This window comes from Paenibacillus sp. 453mf, from assembly GCF_900116105.1.
Classification (GTDB): Bacteria; Bacillota; Bacilli; order Paenibacillales; family Paenibacillaceae; genus Paenibacillus; species Paenibacillus provencensis.
The window spans coordinates 41366-64212 of record NZ_FPAC01000010.1 but is presented as its reverse complement, the minus strand read 5'-3'; the positions used below and the strand labels follow the sequence as shown (position 1 = coordinate 64212).

Below are 22847 nucleotides of genomic sequence, written 5' to 3'. Positions count from 1 at the left end.
CGAGAACATTATGTTCTCTTTATTTTGCTCCATCATTCATACGGTCTTGCGACGCGTACCGAATGATCTCGCTAAGCATTTTCGAAGAAAATGCTACTCACTCGTTGTTCAGTTTTCAAAGATCAAATCTTTCATTTTATCACCGTTAATCAATTTCAGCGGCGACTTTTATAATATATCACATTCAATCCAGTAATGCAAGACTTTTTTTAAAAATGTTTGTTACCATCTTGCCTCGCCTCTTGTGCAGAGACAACTTACTAAAAAGGAACGAGTTATAATTTATCATAATATAAAGTGTTAGGTCAACTGTTTTATAAAAAAAATTTAACGATTCTTCTCATATATTTATAACAGCCGCGCAAATTGTTACGTAAAGCGAACAACTTTTTAGAACTATAGCTCAATATAATAAACCTCTCTATCGCTAGAGAGGTTTTATATCAGGAATTCATTTACTTAAATTGTGGAAATCGCCCGTTCCGAGCATATTTTGATAACTCCTTTGCGGGTGCAAAACGTGCGTACATTCGGAAAACTGTTTTGTAACGGTTCGCAATGGCGTAACGGATGTCATGATCCAACCTGGAATCTCCAAGATCTAATAACATCTCATCTAGTTCTTTTCTTAGGACGTAATCTAGTTCTTTACATTCTTTTTCATTAAACAGCATTCCGAGCATCGAACTTCTCCTTCATCTACTTTATTTGTCTGATTAACAAGATGTTTTATTGTTATGCTCAAGTTTTGGGAAATTTATGAATCATAGCTGAAAAATTTTTACTGTACTAAGATGTATGTCAATGTGCTCTCAATAATAGCGGCAATAAACAGCAGGATAACAATCCACAAGGAGGCGGTCACCGTCTGCTTCATATATGAACCTAGTCTTACAGATCTAGTCTTCGTATCCATACCGATTTCACCCAGCCCCTTATAAATCATAACACCGAGCTTTAATCCAAAGGCACAAGCGATAATGATTGCTGGTATTTCAATGATACCATGAGGCAGTAGCCCTTTTACGACCACATCGTAGTAGCTAATTCCCTGCTGCCATGTCGCGTGCAATAGAAAGCCTAACACCCCGCCATTAATGATTAAGAAGATAACAGGTATAATTCCACCGAGTGCTCCTGCGAAGATAACGAGTACACCTTTTATTGCATTATTCATAAAAATAAACGTAAAAAAACTCCACTGGACATTCTCGCTTTGCCGCAGCTCATTACTGATCTCGCTAAGTCCACTGATTTGCTGAAGCATGATATCCTGCAGAACTCCTGTACTCATCCATCCAAGCACTCCACCACCTATAAAGATAAGTGTTGCAGCTATTATGTATCGAGATATTGATCGAACATCCATTAAAAAAGTTTGAAAACGAAACATCTATTTATTACCCTCTTTTCTTATAAAGTAAACCCATCCCTATGGGCTATCGAATCTTTGGCGTATGTACTAGTCATATGTACAAGGTACGAGCATACACATAAAAGTAAACGAGCCTGCTAATGGGAGGAGCAATGACATGAACTCATATTTCTATGTATTAAACGGGCGAAAAATCAAAAGGTTCCTCATCGTATTCGCCGCTGCCATCTTTACACTCGGGATCATCTATATTGAAACAGAGGATATTTCCGTGTTCTCGGAAGGCGGAGCTCCTGCAGCTGTATACAGTGTACCTACTGAGAAGAAGGTAATCGCTCTTACATTTGACATCAGCTGGGGTGACAAGCGAACAGAACCTATTCTAAAAGTGCTTGAGGAGCAAAATGTTCAGAAGGCTACCTTTTTCCTATCCTCTCCATGGAGCAAGACCCATCCCGAGATCGTAACTTCAATAAAGGATGCAGGCTATGAGATTGGGAGTCATGGACACAAGCATGTCAATTACAGCAGTCTGACTGATGAAGAAATTCGCAAGCAGATTTCAACAGCACACAGTATTTTAACCGAAGTATCCGGAAAAGAACCGAGCTTAATCCGTCTGCCTAACGGCGATTTTGATAAACGAGTGCTACGTATCGCTGATACTTTGAATTATCAAGTCGTTCAATGGGACACCGATTCCCTTGATTGGAAGAACCCTGGCGTCGACCAAATCGTGGATCGTGTTGTAAGCAAAGCCCATCCTGGAGATATTGTACTACTGCATGCCAGTGATTCGGTTAAGCAAACCCATGAAGCCCTTCCTCAAATTATCGAGCAGCTTCGCCAAAAAGGATATGAGTTCGTTACTGTATCTGAATTGATTAATCAATCCAATGTTAAAGGTTCCGAAGTACGGGATCAAGCTATCAACGATACAAGGAATGTAACCACTGCTCCATTGCAGTAGTTACACCTAGTCATTAGCCAATATTGCTCGAATATAATAAAAGAGCTAACCCCGGTTAGCTCTTTGGCATTTCAATTTGCAGGTGTATTCAAGCTGGACGTCTTACCTCCGACAGACTTGTTGTCTTCAGTATTATTGGCTGATGCCTCACTTGACGCTGGAGCAATGCGATGCAGCATTAGAATTTGATATGTATTGCAGGCCAGAAGTGGAATTACGGTGAAAGCGGTAGCTGAATGATCCCCTATGCTAAGTACCCCGATCGTCTCAACAATTGTCAGTGCAATCATAAAAAATAATGTCGGTATAAGGGCATGACTATTGGTAGCTCTCACTTTAAAATAAGCGGTTACAACAGCAGTCAATAAAATAAGTATGCCGAGGATAAGATCCGATGCTCCATTTCCTTCATTCATAAATATCCGGAAAAACATTAATTCGAGCAAGGCAAGGGCTGTTAAGGCAAGCTGAATATAAGTCCATGTTTTTTGAGAAAAGGTGCCTCGTCCCATGTAGTTCAAAATTAAATAGGCAAAAAAACCAAGCTGTGAGTACAGACTGATCATCATGCCCGAGCCGAACAAAATAACCAGATACAAAAGATAGTCCGCTGTACCTGAGGATACATAATCACCGGTAGTCAAAATAAAGCCTGTAATAAGTGAAGCAATTCCCCCAACACATAAGGTCCGCCAAAATAAATAAAACCATTTCCTTAAATTCAAACCTTTTCCACCTCCAAGTGTTTATTTTACCAACCTTCTCAATAAAAAACCATGGCTTATCGGACATAATTATCGCTGCTTCCCCTCATACTACAATCAGTATCTTATAAAGGGGCTGTGAGGCGCGTGAAATGGCATAATTTACGATACTTGTGTTTGGTAGGCGGTATGGTTACCCTTTTATCCGGATGTGGGTCTGATCAAAGCTCTGGATCCCAAGGCGGCGGTTATAAAGAGACAAAGACGATGGTCATTGATATTTTGAAAAGCGATGAAGGTAAAAAAGCAATGGAGGAAGCTTTGCTTGGTCAAAGCAGCTCAGGTAGCGGCGGCGGCGGTGAAGGCGGTTCGGAAGAATCAGGATCCGGCGGCTCAGGCGGCGGCACTTCTTCAGGAGGCCTTGGTATTCGAATACTCTCCTCAGGTGGATCAAGCGAGGATATCCGTCTTGCTGTTAAAGACACCCTCTCCTCCCCTGAGTACAAGAAGGAATTTGAAGAGATTATGAAGGATCCGAAATTTGCGGGTGAGTTTGCCAAGGTGGTAAACGCGCAGAGTAAGCAAATTCACATGGAGCTCATTAAGGATCCTACGTATCAAAAGTCTATGGAGGATATGCTGAAATCACCGGAAATGCAAAAAATGATGCTGGAGCTTACTCAAAGTGCTGATTATCGCAAGCAGACAATGAGTGTCATGCAGGAAGCCATGCAAAATCCACTCTTCCGTATGGAGGTTATGACGCTGCTGCAATCCGTTGTCAAAGAGGAGCTGCAACCTAAACAAAGCAAAGGCGCTGGCGGAGCTCAAGGTGAAAGTGGCGGCGGCGGTGAAGGCGGCGGTGGCGAAGGTGGGAATGAAAGCGGCGGCGAAGGCGGAGAAAGCGGATCTGGTGGAACCAGCTAATGCCATTCCTTAGGTAAAAAAACCAAGCCATTAGTCTGGCTTGGTTTTTTCATTAACTATACATTGGTTGTTTTATCAATAATGGCTGCTGCAACATCATTATACATTCGCCCAATCTCTGTGCTATCCTTATACACCGATGGAGAGAAATCAGGCTCAGAGATGTGATTGTCTGGATTACCGAGTGGAATTTGGGCTAGCAGCTCGGTATGCAGGCTTTCAGCTAACCGTCCCCCGCCTCCTCTTCCGAACACATAATCTTTGTCTCCGCAAGATCCGCATTGATAGTAAGCCATATTCTCGATTACACCAAGTACCTCATGCTGTGTCTGAATAGCCATCGCACCAGCGCGCGCTGCAACAAAGGCTGCCGTAGCATGGGGTGTCGTTACAATAATTTCTTTGCTCTGCGGTATCATCTGATGCACATCCAGAGCAATGTCTCCTGTACCTGGAGGCAAATCAAGGATCATATAATCGAGACTCCCCCAGTTCACATCACTGAAGAACTGCCTCAGCATTTTTCCCAGCATAGGCCCTCTCCAGACCACAGGACTATTCTCTTGAACAAAAAAACCCATGGACATCACTTTAACACCGAAACGCTCAACAGGCTGAATCGCTCCATCCATCACTATAGGAGCCTCTTCGATTCCCATCATATCGGGAACACTGAAGCCGTAAATATCCGCGTCAATGATTCCAACTCTCTTCCCCTGCCTCGCGAGGGCAGCAGCCAGATTCACGGAAACTGTCGATTTGCCGACACCGCCCTTGCCGCTTGCAATGGCAATAAAGTGAACTCCTGACGCAGGATCCAGGAGATCGTTATTCTCCATCCCGGCAGCATGTCCTTTAACCAACACTTCTTCATCGGTTGGTTCTCCCGCTTCTTTATTGCTCATCTCGCTATTCGCTAAGACGCTTTCCCGCTCCGTTTCTGAAGCGTTTCGAAGTCGTACATGGACTTCATTCACTCCTGCCTCACTCAGTAATGTGGCTACCTGATCTTTAAGCGTTCTGCGAACGTTTTCATCTTCAGTCAAACAAATCAGGGTCAAATGGATTCGATCCTCTTTAACCATGATATCGCGAATAAAGTTCAGATCCGTATACAGAAGTCCGCTCACAGGCTCCTGAATGTCAGATAATACTTCCAGCACTTGGTCTCTTGATAACATGATGATAACACCTCTGCTTTATCTATTGGCATGTAATTCTTTCGTACAAGTACGGATCTATTATAACACTCTGGGGTGCAATATTTTAGTTTTTCATTTTTTCCCCTGATGCATATCTTAGAATTCCTTTGTACACCGAAGCTGCAACCTTGCGTTGATACTCATCCTCCGCCAGCAGTCTGGATTCTTCAGGATGTGACAGAAAGCCCACTTCCACGAGTACAGACGGCATTTTTAATGCTTGTAGCAAATATACGGTATTAACGGTTTTAGCAATTCGATCTGTATTTTCTAGGTTTCGTCTAATCTCGTCCTGAACGAGCGCAGCAAAATTGGGATTATCCTCATGATTCGGGTAATAGAACACCTGTGCCCCGCTCCAGCGATTAGAAGGGATGCTGTTCATGTGAATGCTGATAAACATATCGACCTGCTTATCCTCAATCATGCTTACACGCTGCTTCAGATCCTCTGTTTTTCGTTTGGAATATCCCTTGGTATCTTCAGGAGCTAGATCTACATCTGTTTCCCTTGTCATGACCACAGTAGCGCCTGCTTGCTGCAAATAGTCCCTTAGATACAAAGCCACGGCTAGATTGATGTCTTTTTCAATAACCCCTTGCTTACTTACGGCACCGCCGTCTGGACCCCCGTGTCCTGCATCCAGAGCGATAACCTTCCCTGACAGCGGTAAGCTCCAATAATTCCACGTTTTTGATGCAGGGACCTCATATATAGCAATACAGACAAATAGAGCAAGCAGCAGAGCCCCCAGCAAGACTCTCTTCATGGTTCGAACATGAATCCACACCAACAGCTTATTCGAACGATTTTTCCGCATAAAAAAGCCACCTCCGATCCAAACTGACCATAATGATCTATATGGGACGAGGTGGACAAATATTCATTTAAATAAGGACAAACATTAGATTATATGGTCACCTGCTGCTCCGTCATTCCCTCGATAAGCACTTCAGCTACTTCGGGGCGCGTAAATTCCGGCGGTGGGCATTGTCCGTCTCTCAGGAGCCCTCTTACTTTCGTACCGGATAATGTTAAATGATCCTCTTTGCCGTGCGGGCAAGTCTTGCTTGATGCCATATTTCCGCATTTAGTACAGAAGAAGCTGTGTTCAAAGAAGAGCGGGGTGATTCCAAGCTCCTCTGGTGTAAAATGAGTAAAGATCTCCTGAGCCTCATATGTTCCATAATAATCGCCTACACCTGCATGATCACGGCCGACGATAAAATGGGTACAGCCATAATTTTTGCGGACCATCGCATGGAAGATCGCCTCCCTCGGTCCTGCATAACGCATGGCTGCTGGAAATACACCAAGGAAAGTCCGATTCGCCGGATAGTAATTCTCAAGCAGAACCAGATAACTCTTCATCCGGACATCAGCTGGAACATCATCAGACTTCGTCTCACCTACAAGTGGATTTAAGAACAAAGCGTCTACAATCTCCATCGCACTCTTCTGAATATATTCGTGTGCACGGTGAACAGGATTGCGTGTTTGAAACCCTACCACCGTCTTCCAACCCTTGGCTTCAAACTGTTTACGGGTTTCTGCAGGATTATAATAAAATTCTTCGAACTTCGCTGGCTGCTTCCGGTTTAACACTTGAATCGAGCCACCTACGTAAGTTGTATGGCGTTCGAACAGCTTTCTCACACCAGGATGTTCTTTATCATTTGTCTTGTAAACCTTAGTTGCTTCAACATCGTGATCTACCTTATACATACTTTCAACTGACAGTGTCCCGTAGACTACTCCATCTTCCTGACCTGTAAGAGCAATGACCTCACCAATTTCAAGCGATGCTGCAAACTCGGGATTCACATCAAGTGTAATGGGGATGCTCCAGACTGTACCATTTGCAAGCCGCATGTTATTAACCACCGACTGATAATCCTCTTCATTTAAAAACCCGGTCAGCGGAGAAAATGCGCCAACGCCAATCAAATCCAAATCCGAAATGGTCCAATTGGTAATTGGCAGCTGTCTTAGCTCCTTAGCTTGTTTGAGCAGTTCTTCTCGCTCTGCACCTGTTACAATACGATTAACTAGTGTTCCACCATGAGGCAATATCGTAGTCATGAACTCATCTCCTTATGAGCGATTGTCTATAACGATGATTTGCATTTAAGCCATGCTTGATTTCAACATTACACCGCTTATTTGTGCAATCCACACTCGGTTTTGTCGTTGCCTGACCAGCGTCCTGCACGAGGATCTTCTCCCGGCATGACCTGTCTTGTGCAATATTCGCATCCTATGCTTGGGTAATTCTGATCATGGAGCGCATTATAGATGAGATTGTTCTCGCGAATGTAGTTCCATACATCCTCGTTAGTCCAGCCCGCAATCGGATTAAATTTCATTAGGCCGAATTTCGTATCATACTCTACTTTCTTAGAATTCGCCCGAGTAGGCGCCTGATCCCGGCGAATTCCGGTAATCCAAGCATCATATTGAGACAGAATACGGGTGAGCGGCTCTACTTTACGGATATTGCAGCAAGCGTTCGGATCGGACTTCCACAGCTCAGCACCGTGCTCTTGCGCCTGCTCTTCAGGTGTGATCTTGGGAGATACTCTGACAAAATCAATATGATAACGAGCTACAAGACGATCTCGTGTCTCATATGTCTCTTTGAAATGAAAATCTGTATCTAAATAAAATATGTCTGTTTTAGGACTGATTTTTTGGAGCATATCAACCAAGACGACATCTTCCGCTCCAAAGCTGCAAGCAAATGTGATGTTCGGAAATGTCTCAACAGCAAAACGAATAATTTCCTCCGGCGTTGCATCCTCGAGCTCGACTGCCTTAACTCTAGCCAAGTCTTCTTTTTCTAACAAGTTCATTTGTACTTGCCTCCCATAAATGTACTACCTTACATTAAAACCTAGAAATTAGATATGAATTACAATTAAGTATAAATCTTACCAGAATAAAGTCAATGCTAAATCCAACTTTTTTACTAAGAATTTAAGGTTTTTCAAAAACTTTATCTGTATTTGATAAAAAGTATGCAAAAAAGCCTGTTCTCCATGCGTAAAGTTCCATTCGGAATGAGAAACGGGCACCACCTAAGATGACCCGACGCATTCCTGCTTGGCTTACTTTAAAAAGAGAACAAGGCTTTTACACTTCTTATGATTAGATCCATTAAGTAGATAATTCTGTGATTTACTGTTGCATTTATTGCCTATAAGGATGCTTGTTCAGAAACTCCAGTGCATTGAAGAGCATAACCGAAGCCTCCGCCCGCGTAATCTCTGACCTCGGAGAGAAGCTAAGCTTATCATCCAGACTTGTAATGTCCCAAATTAATGAGCGCTGAATTGCCCCTTGGTAAGATGGAGTGATGGAATCCGCATCGGAGATTTCTACAGGCTTGATGTTGATCAGCGGCAAACCTGCGTAATTTTCAATCATTTCTACCAATAGCGCTGTATATTGCTCCTTGGTAATCGACGTTGATGGCGTCAGCTCAGCCGGAACCATTAAACCATTGTTGCTGACTTCTTGGACTGCGTCTGCATACCAGCCTTCAAGCCATTCCTCACTGTATGATCCATATGCCTCTCCCATCACCTTCAGTGCCCCCTGTTTATCGGCAGGAATCTGCTTTACATAAGGGATCGACTCAAGACATCGCGCAATCAGCTGAACAGCCTCCGCGGTCGATAAGGAGAATTCAGGCTTAAACTCCCTGTTGCCTGTCCCTCTTACGATATTTCTTTCCTGCAAGGAAAGAATCTCAGCCTCTCCATGTATACTTCGAACATCGGAGAAACCGGCATCTGCATACGTTAAAGCCGCACCTGCTGTAAAAGCTAAAGAAACCGTCATGAGCCCAGTAACAATTGTTTTCATTCGTCGCATCGCTTTAACCTGCCTTCCGCTTAAAGAATAGAACTCCTTTTCGTACTCTAAACGATGATATCTCTAACAAGGTTGCAGCAGAGGCTGGGTATGTAGCTGATAAGTGCAATATTCTCTATAAACCGAAGGAGTATGAACATATTGCAAGATGTGACTAAAGGGAGATTAAATAATATACAGATATAATCTTGAACAGAGAAATATACATATCTGTAATAATGACGCACTTCACATAGTCAATATAACGTAAATAAAAAACCTCTGACCTGATGGCCAGAGGCTGTAATCTTGGAAATCCAAGATAAATATTAACGTTTCGAGAATTGTGGTGCACGACGAGCGGCTTTGAGACCGTATTTTTTACGTTCTTTCATACGTGGGTCACGAGTCAGGAAGCCTGCTTTTTTCAGACCTGGACGGTATTCTGGGTCAGCTTTCAGAAGTGCACGGGAGATACCGTGACGGATTGCGCCTGCTTGACCAGTGATACCACCACCATGAGCGATAACGAGAATATCGTAGTTGCCCAAAGTTTCAGTCAGTTCAAGTGGTTGTTTAACGATCAGTTTGAGTGTTTCCAAACCGCCAAAATAATCGTTGATGTCGCGTTTGTTAATGACAATGCGTCCTTCACCCGGTACAAGGCGAACACGTGCTACCGAATGTTTACGACGACCTGTCCCATAGTATTGTACTTGTGCCATGAAACTGTCCTCCTTTTAATTATCCGCGAAGTTCGTAAACTTCAGGTTTTTGTGCTGCATGTGGATGTTCAGCGCCAGCGTATGCTTTTAGTCTAAGCTTCATTTGGTTACCCATACGAGTCTTAGGAAGCATGCCGTGTACAGCGAGTTCGATCATACGTTCAGGTTTGTTTTTAACCATTTCTTTGGCAGGAGTGACTTTCAGACCACCTGGGTGCATAGAGTGACGGTAATAGTTTTTGTTCTCCATTTTCTTACCAGTAAGAACGATTTTCTCTGCATTGATGACAACAACGAAATCGCCAGTGTCAACATGTGGAGTAAATTGTGGCTTGTGTTTACCGCGGATCAAAGCCGCAGCTTCGCTTGCCAGACGGCCGAGCGTTTTGCCTTCAGCATCAATGATGTGCCAATTACGCTCAACTTCATTAGGCTTCGCCATATAAGTGGTACGCATGAAAAGTTCCTCCTTCAAATGTTCGCGTTTCATAATACGCATAAATGTTAGTCGTTTATATTCGTTAAGTTCAACTGTTTGATTGATGGATTGATGTTGCATTTGGTGGTTCACTTAATTGGGGCTGTGGGAAAGCCATTAAGAAAACACAACTTATATATTACACGATTGCAGCCAAGTTCGCAAGGCATTTATCCGAGGTTTTTTTAGAAATCTTCATACTCTACGTTCCACAGCATCAGCCCTTTGCTGACTGCTGTAGGACCTGCTGCAGAGCGATCCTCTGCCTCCAAGATTATCTTCATATCTTCAGGCTTACGCTTCCCCTCGCCGACCTCCAGCATCGTGCCCACAATAATACGAACCATATGCTGCAAGAAGCCGTTTCCGGTAATAAACAGATGTATAACACCTTGATCTCGCGGATGACCTTTGCGGCACATGGAAGTATCGACAGTTAGCTTCGCCTCATACAGTGTCCTGATATGAGATTGTTTGGTCGAATGCCGGGAAGCGAAAGAAGTAAAGTCATGAGTCCCGAGCAAGTATGGAAGACTCTCCTGCATCGCTTGAATATCAAGCTTACCTGGATGATGCAGCTGCGTCCGTCTATTAAATAGATCGAGAAACTGATTGGCATTAATGGAGTAACGATATGTTTTTCTTTTGGCGGAACGTCTGGAATGAAACTCAAGCGGGACTTCAAAAGCATCTGTGAGTATGATGTCGTGAGGCAATCTGCCATTCAGCGCCATACACCAACGATCGATCGGAATTAGAGATTCAGTATGAAAATGAAAAACCTGTCCAATAGCATGCACCCCAGCGTCTGTACGACCTGATGCATGTATTTTGACCACCTCACCTGTAAGTGATTTGATCGCTTCTTCAATTCGATCCTGAATGGTGTTCCCGATCGGCTGGGTTTGGAAACCGAAATAATCCGTACCATCATAATTCACTTTCATACATATGTTCCGCATCGAATTCACACCTTTATCCCATACTAAGCACACAGCCTTTTAAGTCAAAACATACAGCACCCAATCTTCATCATAATGAAAAAGAGCTCCTATCGGAGCTCCTCCCCAAACCGTTGCTTCAATGAGGCAAGGAAAAAAAGGGCATGTTCAGAATGTATATCCTGTCACCCTTCCCTCTCTTTATGCCACTATTTACGCGCGGTCTACCAGTTCCAAGTAAACCATAGGCGCAGCGTCACCGCGACGAGGTCCTAGTTTCATGATACGAGTGTATCCACCTGGACGCTCAGCGTAACGAGGTGCGATTTCGCCAAACAGTTTTTGAATTGCATCCTGTTCACCATCAATCGTCTCGCGACGTACATAAGCAGCCACTTGACGACGTGCATGAAGATCCCCTTGCTTCGCTTTGGTGATCAGCTTTTCAGCGATAGAACGAACTTCTTTCGCTTTTGCTTCAGTCGTTTGAATACGCTCATACAAGAATAGATCCGTTACGAGGTCACGGAACAATGCTTTACGAGCACTGGAGTTACGACCCAACTTTTGGTATGCCATGTTTTCCCCTCCTTCACTTCAAACGATCGCTTGCTATTCTTCTGTACGAAGTCCCAAACCAAGCTCTTCGAGCTTCTCTTGCACTTCTTCCAAAGATTTGCGACCAAGGTTACGCACCTTCATCATGTCTTCTTCAGTCTTAGTGGTCAATTCCTGAACCGTGTTGATACCAGCACGCTTCAAGCAGTTATAGGATCGAACAGATAGATCGAGCTCTTCGATCGTCATTTCGAGTACTTTTTCTTTTTTGTCTTCTTCTTTTTCAACCATGATCTCTGCATCTTTAGCTTCGTCAGTCAGACCAACGAACAAGAACAGGTGCTCGGTTAAAATTTTGGCGCCAAGACTAACCGCTTCTTCTGGACGAATGCTTCCATCAGTCCAAATTTCAAGCGTCAGCTTGTCATAGTTCGTTACTTGACCAACACGCGTATTCTCAACACCGTAGTTGACACGTGCAATCGGGGTATAGATGGAATCCACAGGGATGACGCCGATCGGTTGGTCATCGCGTTTATTCCGATCCGCTTGGACGTAGCCACGACCGCGATTGGCAAAAATACGCATGTGTAGTCTCGAACCTGGACCAATTGTTGCAATATGAAGATCCGGGTTAAGGATTTCCACATCACTATCCGCACGAATATCTCCGGCTGTTACAGCCCCTTCACCTTCAGCATCAATCTCAAGAACTTTCTCTTCATCCGAATGAATTTTCAAAGACAAAGCTTTCAGGTTCAAAATGATTTCCGTTACGTCTTCCATTACGCCAGGAACTGTAGCAAATTCATGCAACACACCATCGATTTGTACCGATGATACTGCTGCACCTGGAAGCGAGGAAAGCAAGATACGGCGAAGCGAGTTGCCCAGCGTCGTACCATATCCACGTTCCAACGGTTCCACCACAAATTTGCCGTAAGTGCCATCATCATTGACGTCTACCGTCTCAATTTTCGGCTTTTCGATTTCTATCACTGCAATACCCCTCCTTCAAAACGTCGGTCCTATATGAAACATTTACCTTATCTAGTGTAGCCATGTAGTATGCCTAAACAACCATTATTAACAGATTGTGCCGGATTATACCACACTAAGGGGGCAAATCTCATTAGACACGACGACGTTTTGGAGGACGGCATCCGTTATGTGGCACAGGAGTTACGTCTTTGATCAGGTTAACTTCCAGACCTGCAGCTTGCAAAGAGCGGATAGCTGCTTCGCGGCCAGCACCTGGTCCTTTAACCATAACTTCAACTACTTTCATGCCGTGTTCCATTGCTGCTTTAGCTGCAGTTTCTGCTGCCATTTGAGCTGCGAACGGAGTCGACTTACGGGAACCTCTAAATCCAAGACCGCCGGAGCTTGCCCAGGAAATAGCGTTACCGTGTGGATCCGTAATGGTAACAATTGTGTTGTTGAACGTGGAACGGATGTGTGCCACGCCAGACTCAATATTTTTACGGTCACGACGTTTAGTACGTACGACTTTTTTCGGTTTAGCCATTGTAGATTATCCTCCCTTCTTATTTCTTTTTGTTTGCTACAGTACGACGAGGACCTTTACGCGTACGAGCATTTGTTTTAGTACGTTGTCCACGAACTGGAAGCCCACGACGGTGACGAATACCGCGGTAGCAGCCAATCTCAGTCAGACGTTTAATATTTAAAGAAATTTCTCGACGAAGGTCACCTTCTACTTTAACCAATTTGTCGATACCATCACGTAATTTGCTCACTTCATCTTCCGTTAGATCACGGACACGAGTATTTGGACTAATGCCTGTTTCGCTCAGAATTTTCTGGGAAGTCGTTTTACCGATTCCGAAAATGTAAGTCAAGGCGATCTCAACGCGTTTGTCACGTGGCAAATCCACACCAGCTATACGAGCCATTTTACGCTACACCCCCTTCTATTAACCTTGTTTTTGTTTGTGTTTCGGATTTTCGCAGATGACCATTACATTACCTTTGCGGCGAATGACTTTGCATTTCTCGCAAATAGGTTTTACAGAAGGTCTTACCTTCATGTTGATTACCTCCTCAAAGTTTTACGATGAGTAAAACTGACTTCGAAAGCATTCCACAGCTTCATGGAAGCAGTCTCATGTACATAGGGTACACCAAGATTGCATTTACATGCAAAACTGTTGTAACTCTCATTCGTTATTTCAGAAAATGCACCTTACTATTTACGATAAGTTATACGCCCTTTGGTTAGATCATAAGGCGATAACTGAACAACCACTTTATCTCCTGTCAGAATGCGGATAAAATGCATCCGCAGTTTGCCGGATACGTGAGCTAGAATTTGATGACCATTTTCAAGCTCTACTTTGAACGTTGCGTTAGGAAGCGGCTCTATAACCGTTCCTTCCACTTCAATGACATCTTCTTTGGCCACAGATAGTCTCCTTTCTTCTTCAGCTTTGAACTTCGCTTGCATTTATGAACTGTTGGACTGCATAACGCAGTTTCCCGTTCGTAACCCGTCCAATTTCGTTAATACTGTTTACAACCTCGCTGCTGATCATCGGCTGGGGATCAAGATGAAGAAGGTTCTTCTTCTTAGCTCCATCAAACTTACGTTTGTCCCCGTCAGCAATATATACATATCTGTTGTCCTCAACAGCGATGACTACTGCAAACTGGCCAGCATCCCTGCCTCGAAGGATTTTTACGATTTGACCGATTTGTGGGATTTCTTCATTCATCTTCTCATCACCTACGCATCTCGCCTTCGCAAAAATGGAGTACAGATCGACCGTCATACGACATTGCAAACAATCGAATATAGCTGGGTATCCCATGCACTTTCGGTTCATCGACTGAAGTACAAATACTGGCAGGAAAACCGTGATAACCTGTGAAAGACGACACAGCCCCTTGACTGCGATGATATTGATCAGTCATTTGGTGAAGTTCTCCGGTCAAAACCCGAGATGAATTGTGAACCGTCTGATCTTCCTGTACTTGCGTACTGGATAACCGTTCCTCACTCTTCCAACCCAGTTCTGCATCGGACTTACAAATGATCATTACCATTAACCCCGCAGTAAGGATACGATCTCTTGCGATACCGCATGAATTTCCTGTTCCCCGTCGATTTGACGCAGAAGACCTTTGTTCTCATAAAACGTGAGGAGTGGTGCTGTTTTGTTGATATATTCGTCAAGACGAGTACCTACGCTCTCTTCGTTGTCGTCAGAACGCTGATACAACTCGCCGCCGCATTTATCACAAATACCTTCCTGTTTAGGCGGATTAAAAACAACATGATACGTAGAACCGCAATTTTTGCACAAACGGCGACCTGTAAGTCGAGCCAGCAATTTGTTGCGGTCAACCTTCAAGTTGATGACATGATCCAGACCAGTATTTAAACGTTCCAGAATACCGTCCAGCGCTTCTGCTTGTGAAATGGTCCGTGGAAATCCATCCAACAGGAATCCTTTCTCACAATCAGGCTGCTGAAGACGTTCTTCAACAATACCGATGGTAACATCGTCTGGTACAAGCTTACCCTGATCCATGTATTCTTTAGCTTTAATCCCAATAGGAGTTCCTTGCTTTATCGCCAAACGAAATGCATCGCCTGTCGAAATGTGAGGAATGCCGAATTCATTAACAATCGCTTCTGCTTGTGTCCCTTTTCCTGCCCCAGGAGGGCCCATGAATAAGATGTTCACGTTATGTCACTCCCTCCAAGACTATCCCTTCAACAAGAAACAGCACAATAGGTGCCGGTCTTAGCAACTCACCAGCAAGGGCGAACTATTGCATTCTACCGGAACCTATGGCTATTTATTGATGAAACCTTTGTAATGGCGTTTGATCAATTGACTTTCAATTTGCTTAGTCGTATCCAATGCTACACCAATTACGATCAGCATGGAAGTACCAGCAAGCTGTGCAACTTGAGGCAAACCGGAAAGTGAGCCCAAGAATACAGGTAGAACGGAAATGACAGCCAAGAACAAAGCTCCGGTCATCGTCAAACGAGTCAAGACACGGGACAAGTATTTCTCAGTTGCTTTACCCGGACGAATGCCTGGGATATAACCGCCGTTCTTCTTCATGTTATCAGCCATTTGCTGCGGGTTCATCTGCACGAAAGTGTAGAAGAACGTGAAACCAATAATCATGATAACATAGAGCACCATACCCAACGGTTTGTCATAAGACAAATTGTTGATAATCCAATCAGCCCAAGTACTATTTGCCCAGAAAGAAGCGATAATAGTAGGAAATTGAAGAAGTGATATAGCGAAAATGACAGGGATAACGCCCGCCGCATTAATTTTCAGCGGAATATGGGTGTTTTGTCCACCATACATTTTGTTACCTACAACGCGCTTAGCATATTGAACCGGAATCTTCCGGATCGCCTGCTGGATGTAGATAACCCCTACAATCGTCAGGAGAAGAACCAGTGCCACGATAACAACCTTAAGGATGTTCATGAACACCTGTTCTGCCTGAATGAATTCTGATTCTACTGTTGTACGGATGACATTCGGAATGGTAGATACGATACCGGCAAAGATAATGATTGAAATCCCGTTACCTATACCTTTTTCCGTGATCTGCTCACCAAGCCACATGAGGAATGATGTACCTGCTGTCAGTACAATGGCGATGACTATAAAGTCAATCATTGTTGCATTAGGCACCATTTCCTGTCCATACAACCGGTTAAATCCGATCGATGTACCAAATGCTTGGATTAATCCCAACACCACTGTACCATACCGAGTGAGCTGGGCTAATTTTTTCTTACCATGCTCACCTTGTTTGGCCCATTCCGCAAGTTTTGGAATAACATCCATCGATAACAATTGTGTAATGATGGATGCAGTAATATATGGCATAATCCCTAGCGCAAAGATCGAGAACTGGAACAACGCTCCGCCCGAGAATGTGTTCATAAGACCAAACAATTCTCTGCCTTGCGAATCTACCGCTTCGAAGACTTCTTTGTTAACTCCTGGAACAGGAACAAAAGAGCCGATACGGTAAATAATTAGAACAAAGAGAGTGAACAAAATTCGTTTACGAAGATCTTCGACTCGCCATATATTCTTTAGGGATGTGAGCATTAGATCACCTCGGTTTTACCGCCGGCAGCTTCGATTTTCTCTACCGCAGATTGAGAGAACTTATTCGCTTTTACTGTAAGTTTCACAGTAACTTCGCCATTGCCAAGAATTTTGATGCCAGATTTTGTGTTTTTCACAATACCTGTTTCAACCAAAACTTCTGGAGTTACTTCTGTACCTGCTTCAAAACTATTCAGATCTTCAATGTTCACAACCGCATATTCTTTGCGGGTAGGGTTTACGAAACCGCGTTTTGGCAGACGACGATACAGTGGGTTTTGACCACCCTCGAAGCCTGGGCGAACACCACCGCCAGAACGAGCGTTTTGACCTTTGTGACCGCGACCTGAAGTTTTACCCATACCGCTACTTGGACCGCGACCAACGCGTTTGCGTTCTTTACGGGATCCAGGAGCTGGAGAAAGCTCATGTAACTTCATCGATCGTTGCACCTCCTTAATGATTTGTGGGAACAAGCCCTATAATGCTATTCCTTATGCCTCGATTTCTTTAACAGAAACCAAGTGACTTACTTTATTCACCATACCGCGGATCGCAGCATTGTCGTTATGAACCACAGTTTGGTTGAGTTTACGAAGACCGAGTGTGTTAACAGTCGTTCTTTGTGTCTCAGGACGTCCGATCAAACTGCGAACGAGGGTAATTTCCAGTTTAGCCATGAGATTCCCTCCTTAGCCCCGAAGCTCTTCGACAGTTTTTCCACGCAATTTCGCTACATCTTCAGCGCGTTTCAAGCGGGACAAACCTTCCAAGGTCGCATTGACCATGTTCATGGAATTCGAAGAACCCAGTGATTTTGTCAAAATGTCACCCACACCAGCAAGTTCCAGAACGGCACGAACTGGACCACCAGCGATAACCCCAGTACCTTCAGAAGCTGGTTTCAAAAGAACACGGCCAGCTCCGAATTTACCAGTGATCAAGTGAGGAATTGTTGTTCCTACGAGTGGTACGTGGATTAGATTTTTCTTAGCATCTTCAATACCTTTGCGGATTGCATCAGGTACTTCGCCTGCTTTACCGATACCAGCTCCAACCCAGCCGTTGCCATCACCGACAACTACCAGAGCGCTGAAGCTGAAACGACGTCCGCCTTTTACTACTTTAGCAACGCGATTAATATTTACAACTCTTTCAGTGAGTTCTAAAGTGTTAGGATCTACACGCAAGTCGTTAACCTCCTTTTAAAAAATATCTTAGAATTCAAGCCCTGCTTCACGAGCAGCATCAGCCAAAGCTTGAATACGTCCATGATAAAGGTAGCCACCACGATCGAAAACGATGTTAGTGTATCCTTTTTCTTTCGCACGTTTAGCAACGAGAGCGCCAACTTTCTTAGCTGCCTCAACGTTACCACCGTTTGTGATTTCGCCGCTGATTTCTTTGTCTACAGTCGATGCAGATACAATCGTTACACCTGCTACATCATCGATCAGTTGAGCATAGATATGTTTATCGGAACGGAATACGTTCAAACGTGGACGCTCAGCCGTACCAGAAATTTTACCACGAACACGGATATGTCTTTTCAGACGCACTTTGTTCTTATCTTGTTTAGTAATCATTTCACGTTTCCTCCCTTCAGTTAGCCTTGAGTAGCTTCACATTAAGACGCACAGGGTATATTAGAAACACGAGCATCTCCTGAAAAGCCAGGGGACGGCACAAAGTCGGTAAGAAATCTTATTTCTTCTTACCGGCTTTACCTTCCTTACGGATGATGCGTTCGCCTTCATATTTAATCCCTTTACCTTTATAAGGCTCAGGTTCGCGCACAGAGCGGATTTCAGCTGCATAAGCACCTACGCGCTCTTTGTTGATTCCACGAACGATGATTTTAGTGTTCGAAGGAACTTCGAACTCAATACCCGGTTCCGGTGTGATTTCTACCGGATGGGAGTAACCTACGTTCAGCACGATTTTATCTCCGGATTTGCTTGCACGATATCCGACCCCAACCAGTTCCAGAGATTTGGAGAATCCTTCAGTTACGCCAAGCACCATGTTATTTACTACGGAACGAGTAGTACCGTGCAAAGAACGATGTGTTTTGTTATCAGAAGGACGTGTTACAGTAATTTCATTATTTTCAACGGCAACCTTCATTTCTTTATGAAGTTCGCGTGTAAGTGTACCTTTAGGACCTTTAACCGTGATCGCGGTGTTGTCCAGAGTGACTTCTACGCCACTTGGTACTGTAATTGGTTTACGACCAATACGGGACATGTTGTTGCACCTCCTTGTTCTGTGACTTTATATTACCAAACGTAGCAGACAACTTCGCCGCCAGATTTAGCTTGACGAGCTTCTTTATCTGTCATTATACCTTTGGAAGTAGAGATGATCGCGATTCCGAGACCACCAAGTACGCGAGGTACTTCATTGCTTTTCGTGTAAACGCGAAGACCTGGTTTACTGATTCTTTTCAGACCAGTAATAACACGCTCGTTGTTTTGACCGTATTTCAAGAAGATACGGATGATGCCTTGTTTGTTATCATCCACATATTCTGCATCACGGATGAAACCTTCGCGCTTCAGGATTTCAGCGATTTGTTTTTTCATCGTCGAAGCAGGCATTTCTACCGTTTCGTGACGAACTGTGTTCGCATTACGAATGCGAGTAAGCATATCTGCAATTGGATCAGACATAGTCATTGTGTGTAAACCTCCTTCCCGTTCAGGACTTTTTACCAGCTTGCTTTTTTCACGCCAGGGATCTGGCCTTTATAAGCTAATTCACGGAAACAAATTCTGCAAATTTTAAACTTCTGCAATACAGAATGTGGACGACCGCAACGTTCACAACGTGTATAAGCACGAACTTTGTACTTCGGTGTGCGTTGTTGTTTAACTTTCATTGAAGTTTTTGCCACTTAGCCTGACACCTCCTAAATAATTTCGGAGAATTCGGGACCCTAGCTGGATTCCCGGATACTGTTATTTCTTACTTTGCGAATGGCATACCAAGTTGAGTAAGCAATTCGCGGGACTCTTCGTCCGTTTTAGCTGTAGTTACGATTACGATATCCATACCGCGCACTTTGTCGACTTTATCATACTCAATCTCTGGGAAGATGAGTTGTTCTTTAAGTCCAAGTGTGTAGTTACCGCGACCATCGAACGCTTTGTTCGATACGCCTTGGAAGTCACGTACACGAGGTAGAGTGATGTTGAACAGTTTATCAAGGAAGTGGTACATACGCTCTCCGCGCAGTGTTACTTTAACCCCGATTGGCATGTTCTCACGAAGTTTAAAACCGGCGATCGATTTTTTAGCTTTAGTGATTACTGGTTTTTGACCAGAGATCAGCTGCATATCGTTCACAGCGGAATCAAGTACTTTGGAGTTTTGGACAGCGTCGCCCACACCCATGTTGATTACCACTTTCTCGATTTTAGGAACTTGCATTACTGTGCTGTATTCAAACTTCTGCATCAAAGCAGGAGTTACTTCATTCAGAAAACGTTCTTTCATTCTTGCCATGAATTATGGACCTCCTTTCTCATTCGATTACATTAGTCGATCGATTCTCCGGAACGTTTAGCAACGCGTACTTTATTGCCGTTGTCTAAAACTTTGTAACCAATACGAGTTACATTTCCGCTCTTCGGATCAATGTGCATCACGTTCGATACATGGATTGGAGCTTCTTTCTCGATGATGCCGCCTTGTGGATTCAGCTGGTTAGGCTTTTGGTGTTTCTTCACGAGGTTAACACCTTCAACAAGAACGCGATTCTCACGAGGATAAGCTGCGATGACACGGCCTTTTTTGCCTTTGTCTTTACCGCTGATCACCATAACAGTGTCGTCTTTTTTGACGTGCAACTTGTTGTTATGAGATTCCAGGACTTTTTTCACTTTTGCCATTTCGTACACCTCCTATGACTTGCGTGAACAAGTATGAATCGAATCCTTTATACAAGGATCAATATACGTTCATTAGATAACTTCTGGAGCCAAGGAAACGATCTTCATGTAGTCTTTCTCGCGAAGTTCGCGAGCAACTGGTCCGAAAATACGAGTTCCGCGTGGGCTTCTGTCTTCCTTAACAACAACTGCTGCATTCTCATCAAATGCAATGTAAGATCCGTCTTTACGACGAACAGAACGTTTCGTACGAACAACTACCGCTCTTACTACATCACCTTTTTTGACAACGCCGCCTGGTGTTGCTTGTTTGACTGAACAAACGATCAGGTCTCCGATTTGTGCTGTACGACTACGTCCCGTACCACCCAGTACGCGGATACACATCAGTTCCTTCGCACCAGAGTTGTCAGCTACAGCCAAACGTGTAAATGGTTGAATCATCTTGTTTTCCTCCTTTCAGCAAAGCTGAATACCATTAAATGATAACCGCTTTTTCTACGACTTCAACAAGTCTCCAGTTTTTGTCTTTCGACAAAGGACGAGTTTCCATGATTTTAACAGTATCACCGATTTTCGCAGTGTTATTTTCATCATGTGCTTTGAACTTTTTCGTGTATTTGATGCGTTTATGGTACAAGTCATGCTTTTTGTAGGTTTCTACAGCAACCACGATTGTTTTGTCCATTTTGTCGCTAACCACTTTACCGATTTGCACTCGACGTGCGTTACGTTCTTCGCTCATTGTTGGCCTCCTTCCTCAATTACAGACGGATGTTCCATCCGGTACTATTTATTAGCTAATCCCAAGTTCTCTTTCACGGATGATCGTTTTAGCACGTGCAATTTCTTTACGTACGTCACGAATACGTGTCGGGTTATCAAGCTGACCGGTAGCGAGTTGAAAGCGGAGGTTAAAGAGTTCTTCTTTAAATCCGGCAATCTTTTGCTCAATTTCAGCAGTGGTTAGGTTGCGGAATTCACTAGCCTTCATTTACTTCACCACCCAATTCTTCACGTTTCACGAACTTCGTCTTGATTGGCAGCTTGTGAGCAGCCAGACGCATTGCTTCGCGAGCAACTTCTTCAGATACACCAGAAAGCTCGAACATGATCTTACCTGGTTTTACAACAGCAACCCATTTCTCAACATTACCTTTACCACTACCCATACGTACTTCGAGAGGCTTTTGAGTAATAGGTTTGTCTGGGAAGATTTTAATCCAAACTTTACCACCACGTTTGATGTAACGAGTCATCGCGATACGAGCAGCCTCGATCTGACGGTTCGTAATCCAAGATGGTTCAGTTGCTTGCAGACCGTACTCACCAAAGTTCAGTGTAGTTCCGCCTTTAGCTTGACCTTTCATGTGACCGCGTTGTTGCTTGCGGTGTTTTACGCGTTTTGGCACCAACATGATTAGTTGCCTCCTTCCTTAGCAGCTTGTTTCTTAGCCGTAGGAAGAACCTCTCCACGATAGATCCATACTTTCACGCCAAGACGGCCGTAAGTTGTATGAGCTTCTGCTGTACCATAGTCGATGTCGGCACGAAGCGTGTGCAGTGGAACAGTTCCTTCACTGTAGCCTTCAGAACGTGCGATCTCAGCACCGCCAAGACGTCCGCCTACTTGTGTTTTGATACCTTTAGCACCTGCACGCATAGTTCTTTGAATTGCTTGTTTCAGAGCACGACGGAAAGAAACACGGCGTTCCAATTGTTGTGCAATGCTTTCAGCAACGAGAATTGCGTCAAGGTCTGGTTGTTTGATTTCAGAGATGTTGATATGAACTTTCTTACCGCCAGCAATCTTCGTGATCTGACCACGGAGAATTTCAACTTCAGAACCACCTTTACCGATAACCATTCCTGGTTTAGCAGTGTGGATCGTTACGTTGACACGGTTAGCCGCTCTCTCGATTTCAATACGAGATACTGCGGAATCTTTCAATTTATTTTTCAGGTATTCACGAATTTTAACGTCTTCCAGCAAGAGATCACCGAAATCTTTGCCTGCGTACCATTTGGATTCCCAGTCACGAATGACACCAATACGGAGTCCAACGGGATTTACCTTTTGTCCCACACGTTTTCCCTCC

The 22847-nt window shown here is 44.0% G+C and carries 37 protein-coding genes; 2 read left to right on the top strand and 35 right to left on the bottom strand.

Going from position 1 to position 22847, the window contains the following annotated elements:
* Positions 1-455 precede the first annotated feature (455 nt).
* Positions 456-683, bottom strand: a complete 228-nt coding sequence (locus BM415_RS23080) for a hypothetical protein (RefSeq protein WP_091161637.1) — start codon at positions 681-683, stop codon at positions 456-458.
* Positions 684-781: 98 nt separating this feature from the next.
* Positions 782-1369, bottom strand: a complete 588-nt coding sequence (locus BM415_RS23075) for a stage II sporulation protein M (protein WP_311288288.1) — start codon at positions 1367-1369, stop codon at positions 782-784.
* 163 nt (positions 1370-1532) lie between these two features.
* Here BM415_RS23075 and pdaB point away from each other — a divergent pair, with 163 nt between their 5' ends.
* Positions 1533-2345, top strand: coding sequence for a polysaccharide deacetylase family sporulation protein PdaB (gene pdaB, locus BM415_RS23070; RefSeq protein WP_091161634.1), 813 nt, complete (start codon positions 1533-1535; stop codon positions 2343-2345).
* Positions 2346-2416: 71 nt separating this feature from the next.
* On the opposite strand, the gene BM415_RS23065 is transcribed toward pdaB, so the two are convergent.
* Positions 2417-3070, bottom strand: coding sequence for a KinB-signaling pathway activation protein (locus BM415_RS23065; RefSeq protein WP_091161632.1), 654 nt, complete (start codon positions 3068-3070; stop codon positions 2417-2419).
* Between the two features lie 126 nt (positions 3071-3196).
* Between BM415_RS23065 and gerD the strand changes: the two genes are divergently transcribed.
* Complete coding sequence (gene gerD / locus BM415_RS23060) at positions 3197-3976, top strand: spore germination lipoprotein GerD (protein WP_091161631.1); 780 nt, start codon at positions 3197-3199, stop codon at positions 3974-3976.
* 56 nt (positions 3977-4032) lie between these two features.
* Here gerD and BM415_RS23055 read toward each other — a convergent pair whose 3' ends face one another.
* The 32 genes from BM415_RS23055 to rpsC form a co-directional block, all read right to left on the bottom strand.
* The gene (locus BM415_RS23055; protein ID WP_091161630.1) at positions 4033-5157 is read right to left on the bottom strand and encodes an Mrp/NBP35 family ATP-binding protein; all 1125 of its coding nucleotides are present in this window, start codon (positions 5155-5157) and stop codon (positions 4033-4035) included.
* A gap of 85 nt (positions 5158-5242) precedes the next feature.
* Positions 5243-5998 (bottom strand): N-acetylmuramoyl-L-alanine amidase CwlD, encoded by a 756-nt coding sequence (gene cwlD / locus BM415_RS23050; protein ID WP_091161628.1) that lies wholly within the window; start codon positions 5996-5998, stop codon positions 5243-5245.
* Positions 5999-6087: 89 nt separating this feature from the next.
* Positions 6088-7260, bottom strand: coding sequence for a sulfate adenylyltransferase (gene sat / locus BM415_RS23045; protein WP_091161626.1), 1173 nt, complete (start codon positions 7258-7260; stop codon positions 6088-6090).
* Between the two features lie 77 nt (positions 7261-7337).
* Positions 7338-8030: a phosphoadenylyl-sulfate reductase gene (locus tag BM415_RS23040; protein ID WP_091161625.1), complete on the bottom strand. Its 693-nt coding sequence runs from the start codon at positions 8028-8030 to the stop codon at positions 7338-7340.
* A gap of 337 nt (positions 8031-8367) precedes the next feature.
* Positions 8368-9054 carry an S-layer homology domain-containing protein gene (locus BM415_RS23035; protein WP_091161623.1) on the bottom strand — a complete coding sequence of 229 codons (687 nt, stop codon included), beginning with the start codon at positions 9052-9054 and terminating at the stop codon, positions 8368-8370.
* A 308-nt stretch (positions 9055-9362) separates the two neighbouring features.
* Positions 9363-9758 (bottom strand): 30S ribosomal protein S9, encoded by a 396-nt coding sequence (gene rpsI, locus BM415_RS23030; protein WP_091161622.1) that lies wholly within the window; start codon positions 9756-9758, stop codon positions 9363-9365.
* 19 nt (positions 9759-9777) lie between these two features.
* A complete protein-coding gene (gene rplM, locus BM415_RS23025) occupies positions 9778-10215 on the bottom strand; it encodes a 50S ribosomal protein L13 (protein ID WP_076315714.1) in 438 nt (145 codons plus the stop codon).
* Between the two features lie 206 nt (positions 10216-10421).
* The gene (gene truA / locus BM415_RS23020; RefSeq protein WP_091161620.1) at positions 10422-11198 is read right to left on the bottom strand and encodes a tRNA pseudouridine(38-40) synthase TruA; all 777 of its coding nucleotides are present in this window, start codon (positions 11196-11198) and stop codon (positions 10422-10424) included.
* Between the two features lie 192 nt (positions 11199-11390).
* On the bottom strand, positions 11391-11756 hold the full coding sequence (rplQ, locus tag BM415_RS23015) for a 50S ribosomal protein L17 (protein WP_047914067.1): 366 nt from the start codon (positions 11754-11756) through the stop codon (positions 11391-11393).
* A gap of 33 nt (positions 11757-11789) precedes the next feature.
* A complete protein-coding gene (locus tag BM415_RS23010; RefSeq protein ID WP_091161618.1) occupies positions 11790-12734 on the bottom strand; it encodes a DNA-directed RNA polymerase subunit alpha in 945 nt (314 codons plus the stop codon).
* Between the two features lie 133 nt (positions 12735-12867).
* Positions 12868-13263: a 30S ribosomal protein S11 gene (gene rpsK, locus BM415_RS23005; protein ID WP_091161617.1), complete on the bottom strand. Its 396-nt coding sequence runs from the start codon at positions 13261-13263 to the stop codon at positions 12868-12870.
* Between the two features lie 19 nt (positions 13264-13282).
* Positions 13283-13651 (bottom strand): 30S ribosomal protein S13, encoded by a 369-nt coding sequence (gene rpsM / locus BM415_RS23000; protein WP_091161615.1) that lies wholly within the window; start codon positions 13649-13651, stop codon positions 13283-13285.
* 21 nt (positions 13652-13672) lie between these two features.
* Positions 13673-13786, bottom strand: coding sequence for a 50S ribosomal protein L36 (gene rpmJ, locus BM415_RS22995; protein WP_003333770.1), 114 nt, complete (start codon positions 13784-13786; stop codon positions 13673-13675).
* 158 nt (positions 13787-13944) lie between these two features.
* On the bottom strand, positions 13945-14160 hold the full coding sequence (infA, locus tag BM415_RS22990) for a translation initiation factor IF-1 (protein WP_006212898.1): 216 nt from the start codon (positions 14158-14160) through the stop codon (positions 13945-13947).
* Between the two features lie 19 nt (positions 14161-14179).
* A complete protein-coding gene (locus tag BM415_RS22985; protein ID WP_047914070.1) occupies positions 14180-14470 on the bottom strand; it encodes a KOW domain-containing RNA-binding protein in 291 nt (96 codons plus the stop codon).
* Positions 14471-14477: 7 nt separating this feature from the next.
* Positions 14478-14795 (bottom strand): hypothetical protein, encoded by a 318-nt coding sequence (locus tag BM415_RS24855; RefSeq protein ID WP_139237053.1) that lies wholly within the window; start codon positions 14793-14795, stop codon positions 14478-14480.
* 5 nt (positions 14796-14800) lie between these two features.
* Positions 14801-15445 (bottom strand): adenylate kinase, encoded by a 645-nt coding sequence (locus BM415_RS22980; protein ID WP_047914071.1) that lies wholly within the window; start codon positions 15443-15445, stop codon positions 14801-14803.
* A 111-nt stretch (positions 15446-15556) separates the two neighbouring features.
* Positions 15557-16855, bottom strand: coding sequence for a preprotein translocase subunit SecY (gene secY / locus BM415_RS22975; RefSeq protein WP_091161614.1), 1299 nt, complete (start codon positions 16853-16855; stop codon positions 15557-15559).
* Positions 16855-17295, bottom strand: coding sequence for a 50S ribosomal protein L15 (gene rplO, locus BM415_RS22970; RefSeq protein WP_091161612.1), 441 nt, complete (start codon positions 17293-17295; stop codon positions 16855-16857). Before rplO ends, secY begins: the two co-directional genes overlap by 1 nt.
* A 54-nt stretch (positions 17296-17349) precedes the next feature.
* Entirely contained in the window at positions 17350-17535 is a 186-nt protein-coding gene (gene rpmD, locus BM415_RS22965; RefSeq protein ID WP_091161611.1) for a 50S ribosomal protein L30, read from the bottom strand.
* Between the two features lie 12 nt (positions 17536-17547).
* The gene (gene rpsE, locus BM415_RS22960) at positions 17548-18045 is read right to left on the bottom strand and encodes a 30S ribosomal protein S5 (protein WP_091161609.1); all 498 of its coding nucleotides are present in this window, start codon (positions 18043-18045) and stop codon (positions 17548-17550) included.
* 27 nt (positions 18046-18072) lie between these two features.
* Positions 18073-18441: a 50S ribosomal protein L18 gene (gene rplR / locus BM415_RS22955; protein WP_091161607.1), complete on the bottom strand. Its 369-nt coding sequence runs from the start codon at positions 18439-18441 to the stop codon at positions 18073-18075.
* Positions 18442-18559: 118 nt separating this feature from the next.
* Complete coding sequence (gene rplF, locus BM415_RS22950; protein ID WP_091161606.1) at positions 18560-19102, bottom strand: 50S ribosomal protein L6; 543 nt, start codon at positions 19100-19102, stop codon at positions 18560-18562.
* 32 nt (positions 19103-19134) lie between these two features.
* Positions 19135-19533: a 30S ribosomal protein S8 gene (rpsH, locus tag BM415_RS22945; RefSeq protein WP_091161604.1), complete on the bottom strand. Its 399-nt coding sequence runs from the start codon at positions 19531-19533 to the stop codon at positions 19135-19137.
* 32 nt (positions 19534-19565) lie between these two features.
* The gene (locus BM415_RS22940) at positions 19566-19751 is read right to left on the bottom strand and encodes a type Z 30S ribosomal protein S14 (protein ID WP_074961883.1); all 186 of its coding nucleotides are present in this window, start codon (positions 19749-19751) and stop codon (positions 19566-19568) included.
* Between the two features lie 71 nt (positions 19752-19822).
* Positions 19823-20362, bottom strand: a complete 540-nt coding sequence (rplE, locus tag BM415_RS22935) for a 50S ribosomal protein L5 (RefSeq protein ID WP_091161602.1) — start codon at positions 20360-20362, stop codon at positions 19823-19825.
* A gap of 32 nt (positions 20363-20394) precedes the next feature.
* The gene (rplX, locus tag BM415_RS22930; RefSeq protein ID WP_091161600.1) at positions 20395-20748 is read right to left on the bottom strand and encodes a 50S ribosomal protein L24; all 354 of its coding nucleotides are present in this window, start codon (positions 20746-20748) and stop codon (positions 20395-20397) included.
* 72 nt (positions 20749-20820) lie between these two features.
* A complete protein-coding gene (rplN, locus tag BM415_RS22925; protein ID WP_076315705.1) occupies positions 20821-21192 on the bottom strand; it encodes a 50S ribosomal protein L14 in 372 nt (123 codons plus the stop codon).
* A gap of 34 nt (positions 21193-21226) precedes the next feature.
* Complete coding sequence (gene rpsQ, locus BM415_RS22920; protein ID WP_076315704.1) at positions 21227-21493, bottom strand: 30S ribosomal protein S17; 267 nt, start codon at positions 21491-21493, stop codon at positions 21227-21229.
* Between the two features lie 51 nt (positions 21494-21544).
* Positions 21545-21742, bottom strand: a complete 198-nt coding sequence (rpmC, locus tag BM415_RS22915) for a 50S ribosomal protein L29 (RefSeq protein ID WP_047914082.1) — start codon at positions 21740-21742, stop codon at positions 21545-21547.
* Positions 21732-22166: a 50S ribosomal protein L16 gene (gene rplP / locus BM415_RS22910; RefSeq protein WP_047914083.1), complete on the bottom strand. Its 435-nt coding sequence runs from the start codon at positions 22164-22166 to the stop codon at positions 21732-21734. Before rplP ends, rpmC begins: the two co-directional genes overlap by 11 nt.
* Before the next feature lie 2 nt (positions 22167-22168).
* The gene (gene rpsC, locus BM415_RS22905) at positions 22169-22834 is read right to left on the bottom strand and encodes a 30S ribosomal protein S3 (RefSeq protein ID WP_076315703.1); all 666 of its coding nucleotides are present in this window, start codon (positions 22832-22834) and stop codon (positions 22169-22171) included.
* Positions 22835-22847 lie beyond the last annotated feature (13 nt).

Coding starts and splice junctions, on each gene's coding strand:
- rpmC (WP_047914082.1), bottom strand. CDS start 21,742: ATGAAGGCTAGTGAATTCCGCAACCTAACCACTGCTGAAATTGAGCAA.
- rplO (WP_091161612.1), bottom strand. CDS start 17,295: ATGAAGTTACATGAGCTTTCTCCAGCTCCTGGATCCCGTAAAGAACGC.
- rpsM (WP_091161615.1), bottom strand. CDS start 13,651: ATGGCTCGTATAGCTGGTGTGGATTTGCCACGTGACAAACGCGTTGAG.
- rplR (WP_091161607.1), bottom strand. CDS start 18,441: ATGATTACTAAACAAGATAAGAACAAAGTGCGTCTGAAAAGACATATC.
- pdaB (WP_091161634.1), top strand. CDS start 1,533: ATGAACTCATATTTCTATGTATTAAACGGGCGAAAAATCAAAAGGTTC.
- rplP (WP_047914083.1), bottom strand. CDS start 22,166: ATGTTGGTGCCAAAACGCGTAAAACACCGCAAGCAACAACGCGGTCAC.
- rpmJ (WP_003333770.1), bottom strand. CDS start 13,786: ATGAAGGTAAGACCTTCTGTAAAACCTATTTGCGAGAAATGCAAAGTC.
- rpsI (WP_091161622.1), bottom strand. CDS start 9,758: ATGGCACAAGTACAATACTATGGGACAGGTCGTCGTAAACATTCGGTA.
- BM415_RS23055 (WP_091161630.1), bottom strand. CDS start 5,157: ATGTTATCAAGAGACCAAGTGCTGGAAGTATTATCTGACATTCAGGAG.
- rpsK (WP_091161617.1), bottom strand. CDS start 13,263: ATGGCTAAACCGAAAAAAGTCGTACGTACTAAACGTCGTGACCGTAAA.
- rplQ (WP_047914067.1), bottom strand. CDS start 11,756: ATGGCATACCAAAAGTTGGGTCGTAACTCCAGTGCTCGTAAAGCATTG.
- rpsQ (WP_076315704.1), bottom strand. CDS start 21,493: ATGAGCGAAGAACGTAACGCACGTCGAGTGCAAATCGGTAAAGTGGTT.
- rplF (WP_091161606.1), bottom strand. CDS start 19,102: ATGTCCCGTATTGGTCGTAAACCAATTACAGTACCAAGTGGCGTAGAA.
- secY (WP_091161614.1), bottom strand. CDS start 16,855: ATGCTCACATCCCTAAAGAATATATGGCGAGTCGAAGATCTTCGTAAA.
- rplN (WP_076315705.1), bottom strand. CDS start 21,192: ATGATTCAACCATTTACACGTTTGGCTGTAGCTGACAACTCTGGTGCG.
- cwlD (WP_091161628.1), bottom strand. CDS start 5,998: ATGCGGAAAAATCGTTCGAATAAGCTGTTGGTGTGGATTCATGTTCGA.
- truA (WP_091161620.1), bottom strand. CDS start 11,198: ATGCGGAACATATGTATGAAAGTGAATTATGATGGTACGGATTATTTC.
- BM415_RS23075 (WP_311288288.1), bottom strand. CDS start 1,369: ATGGATGTTCGATCAATATCTCGATACATAATAGCTGCAACACTTATC.
- sat (WP_091161626.1), bottom strand. CDS start 7,260: ATGACTACGATATTGCCTCATGGTGGAACACTAGTTAATCGTATTGTA.
- BM415_RS23040 (WP_091161625.1), bottom strand. CDS start 8,030: ATGAACTTGTTAGAAAAAGAAGACTTGGCTAGAGTTAAGGCAGTCGAG.
- BM415_RS23035 (WP_091161623.1), bottom strand. CDS start 9,054: ATGCGACGAATGAAAACAATTGTTACTGGGCTCATGACGGTTTCTTTA.
- rplE (WP_091161602.1), bottom strand. CDS start 20,362: ATGGCAAGAATGAAAGAACGTTTTCTGAATGAAGTAACTCCTGCTTTG.
- BM415_RS23080 (WP_091161637.1), bottom strand. CDS start 683: ATGCTCGGAATGCTGTTTAATGAAAAAGAATGTAAAGAACTAGATTAC.
- rpmD (WP_091161611.1), bottom strand. CDS start 17,535: ATGGCTAAACTGGAAATTACCCTCGTTCGCAGTTTGATCGGACGTCCT.
- BM415_RS24855 (WP_139237053.1), bottom strand. CDS start 14,795: ATGATCATTTGTAAGTCCGATGCAGAACTGGGTTGGAAGAGTGAGGAA.
- rplX (WP_091161600.1), bottom strand. CDS start 20,748: ATGGCAAAAGTGAAAAAAGTCCTGGAATCTCATAACAACAAGTTGCAC.
- BM415_RS22985 (WP_047914070.1), bottom strand. CDS start 14,470: ATGAATGAAGAAATCCCACAAATCGGTCAAATCGTAAAAATCCTTCGA.
- rpsH (WP_091161604.1), bottom strand. CDS start 19,533: ATGACTATGTCTGATCCAATTGCAGATATGCTTACTCGCATTCGTAAT.
- rplM (WP_076315714.1), bottom strand. CDS start 10,215: ATGCGTACCACTTATATGGCGAAGCCTAATGAAGTTGAGCGTAATTGG.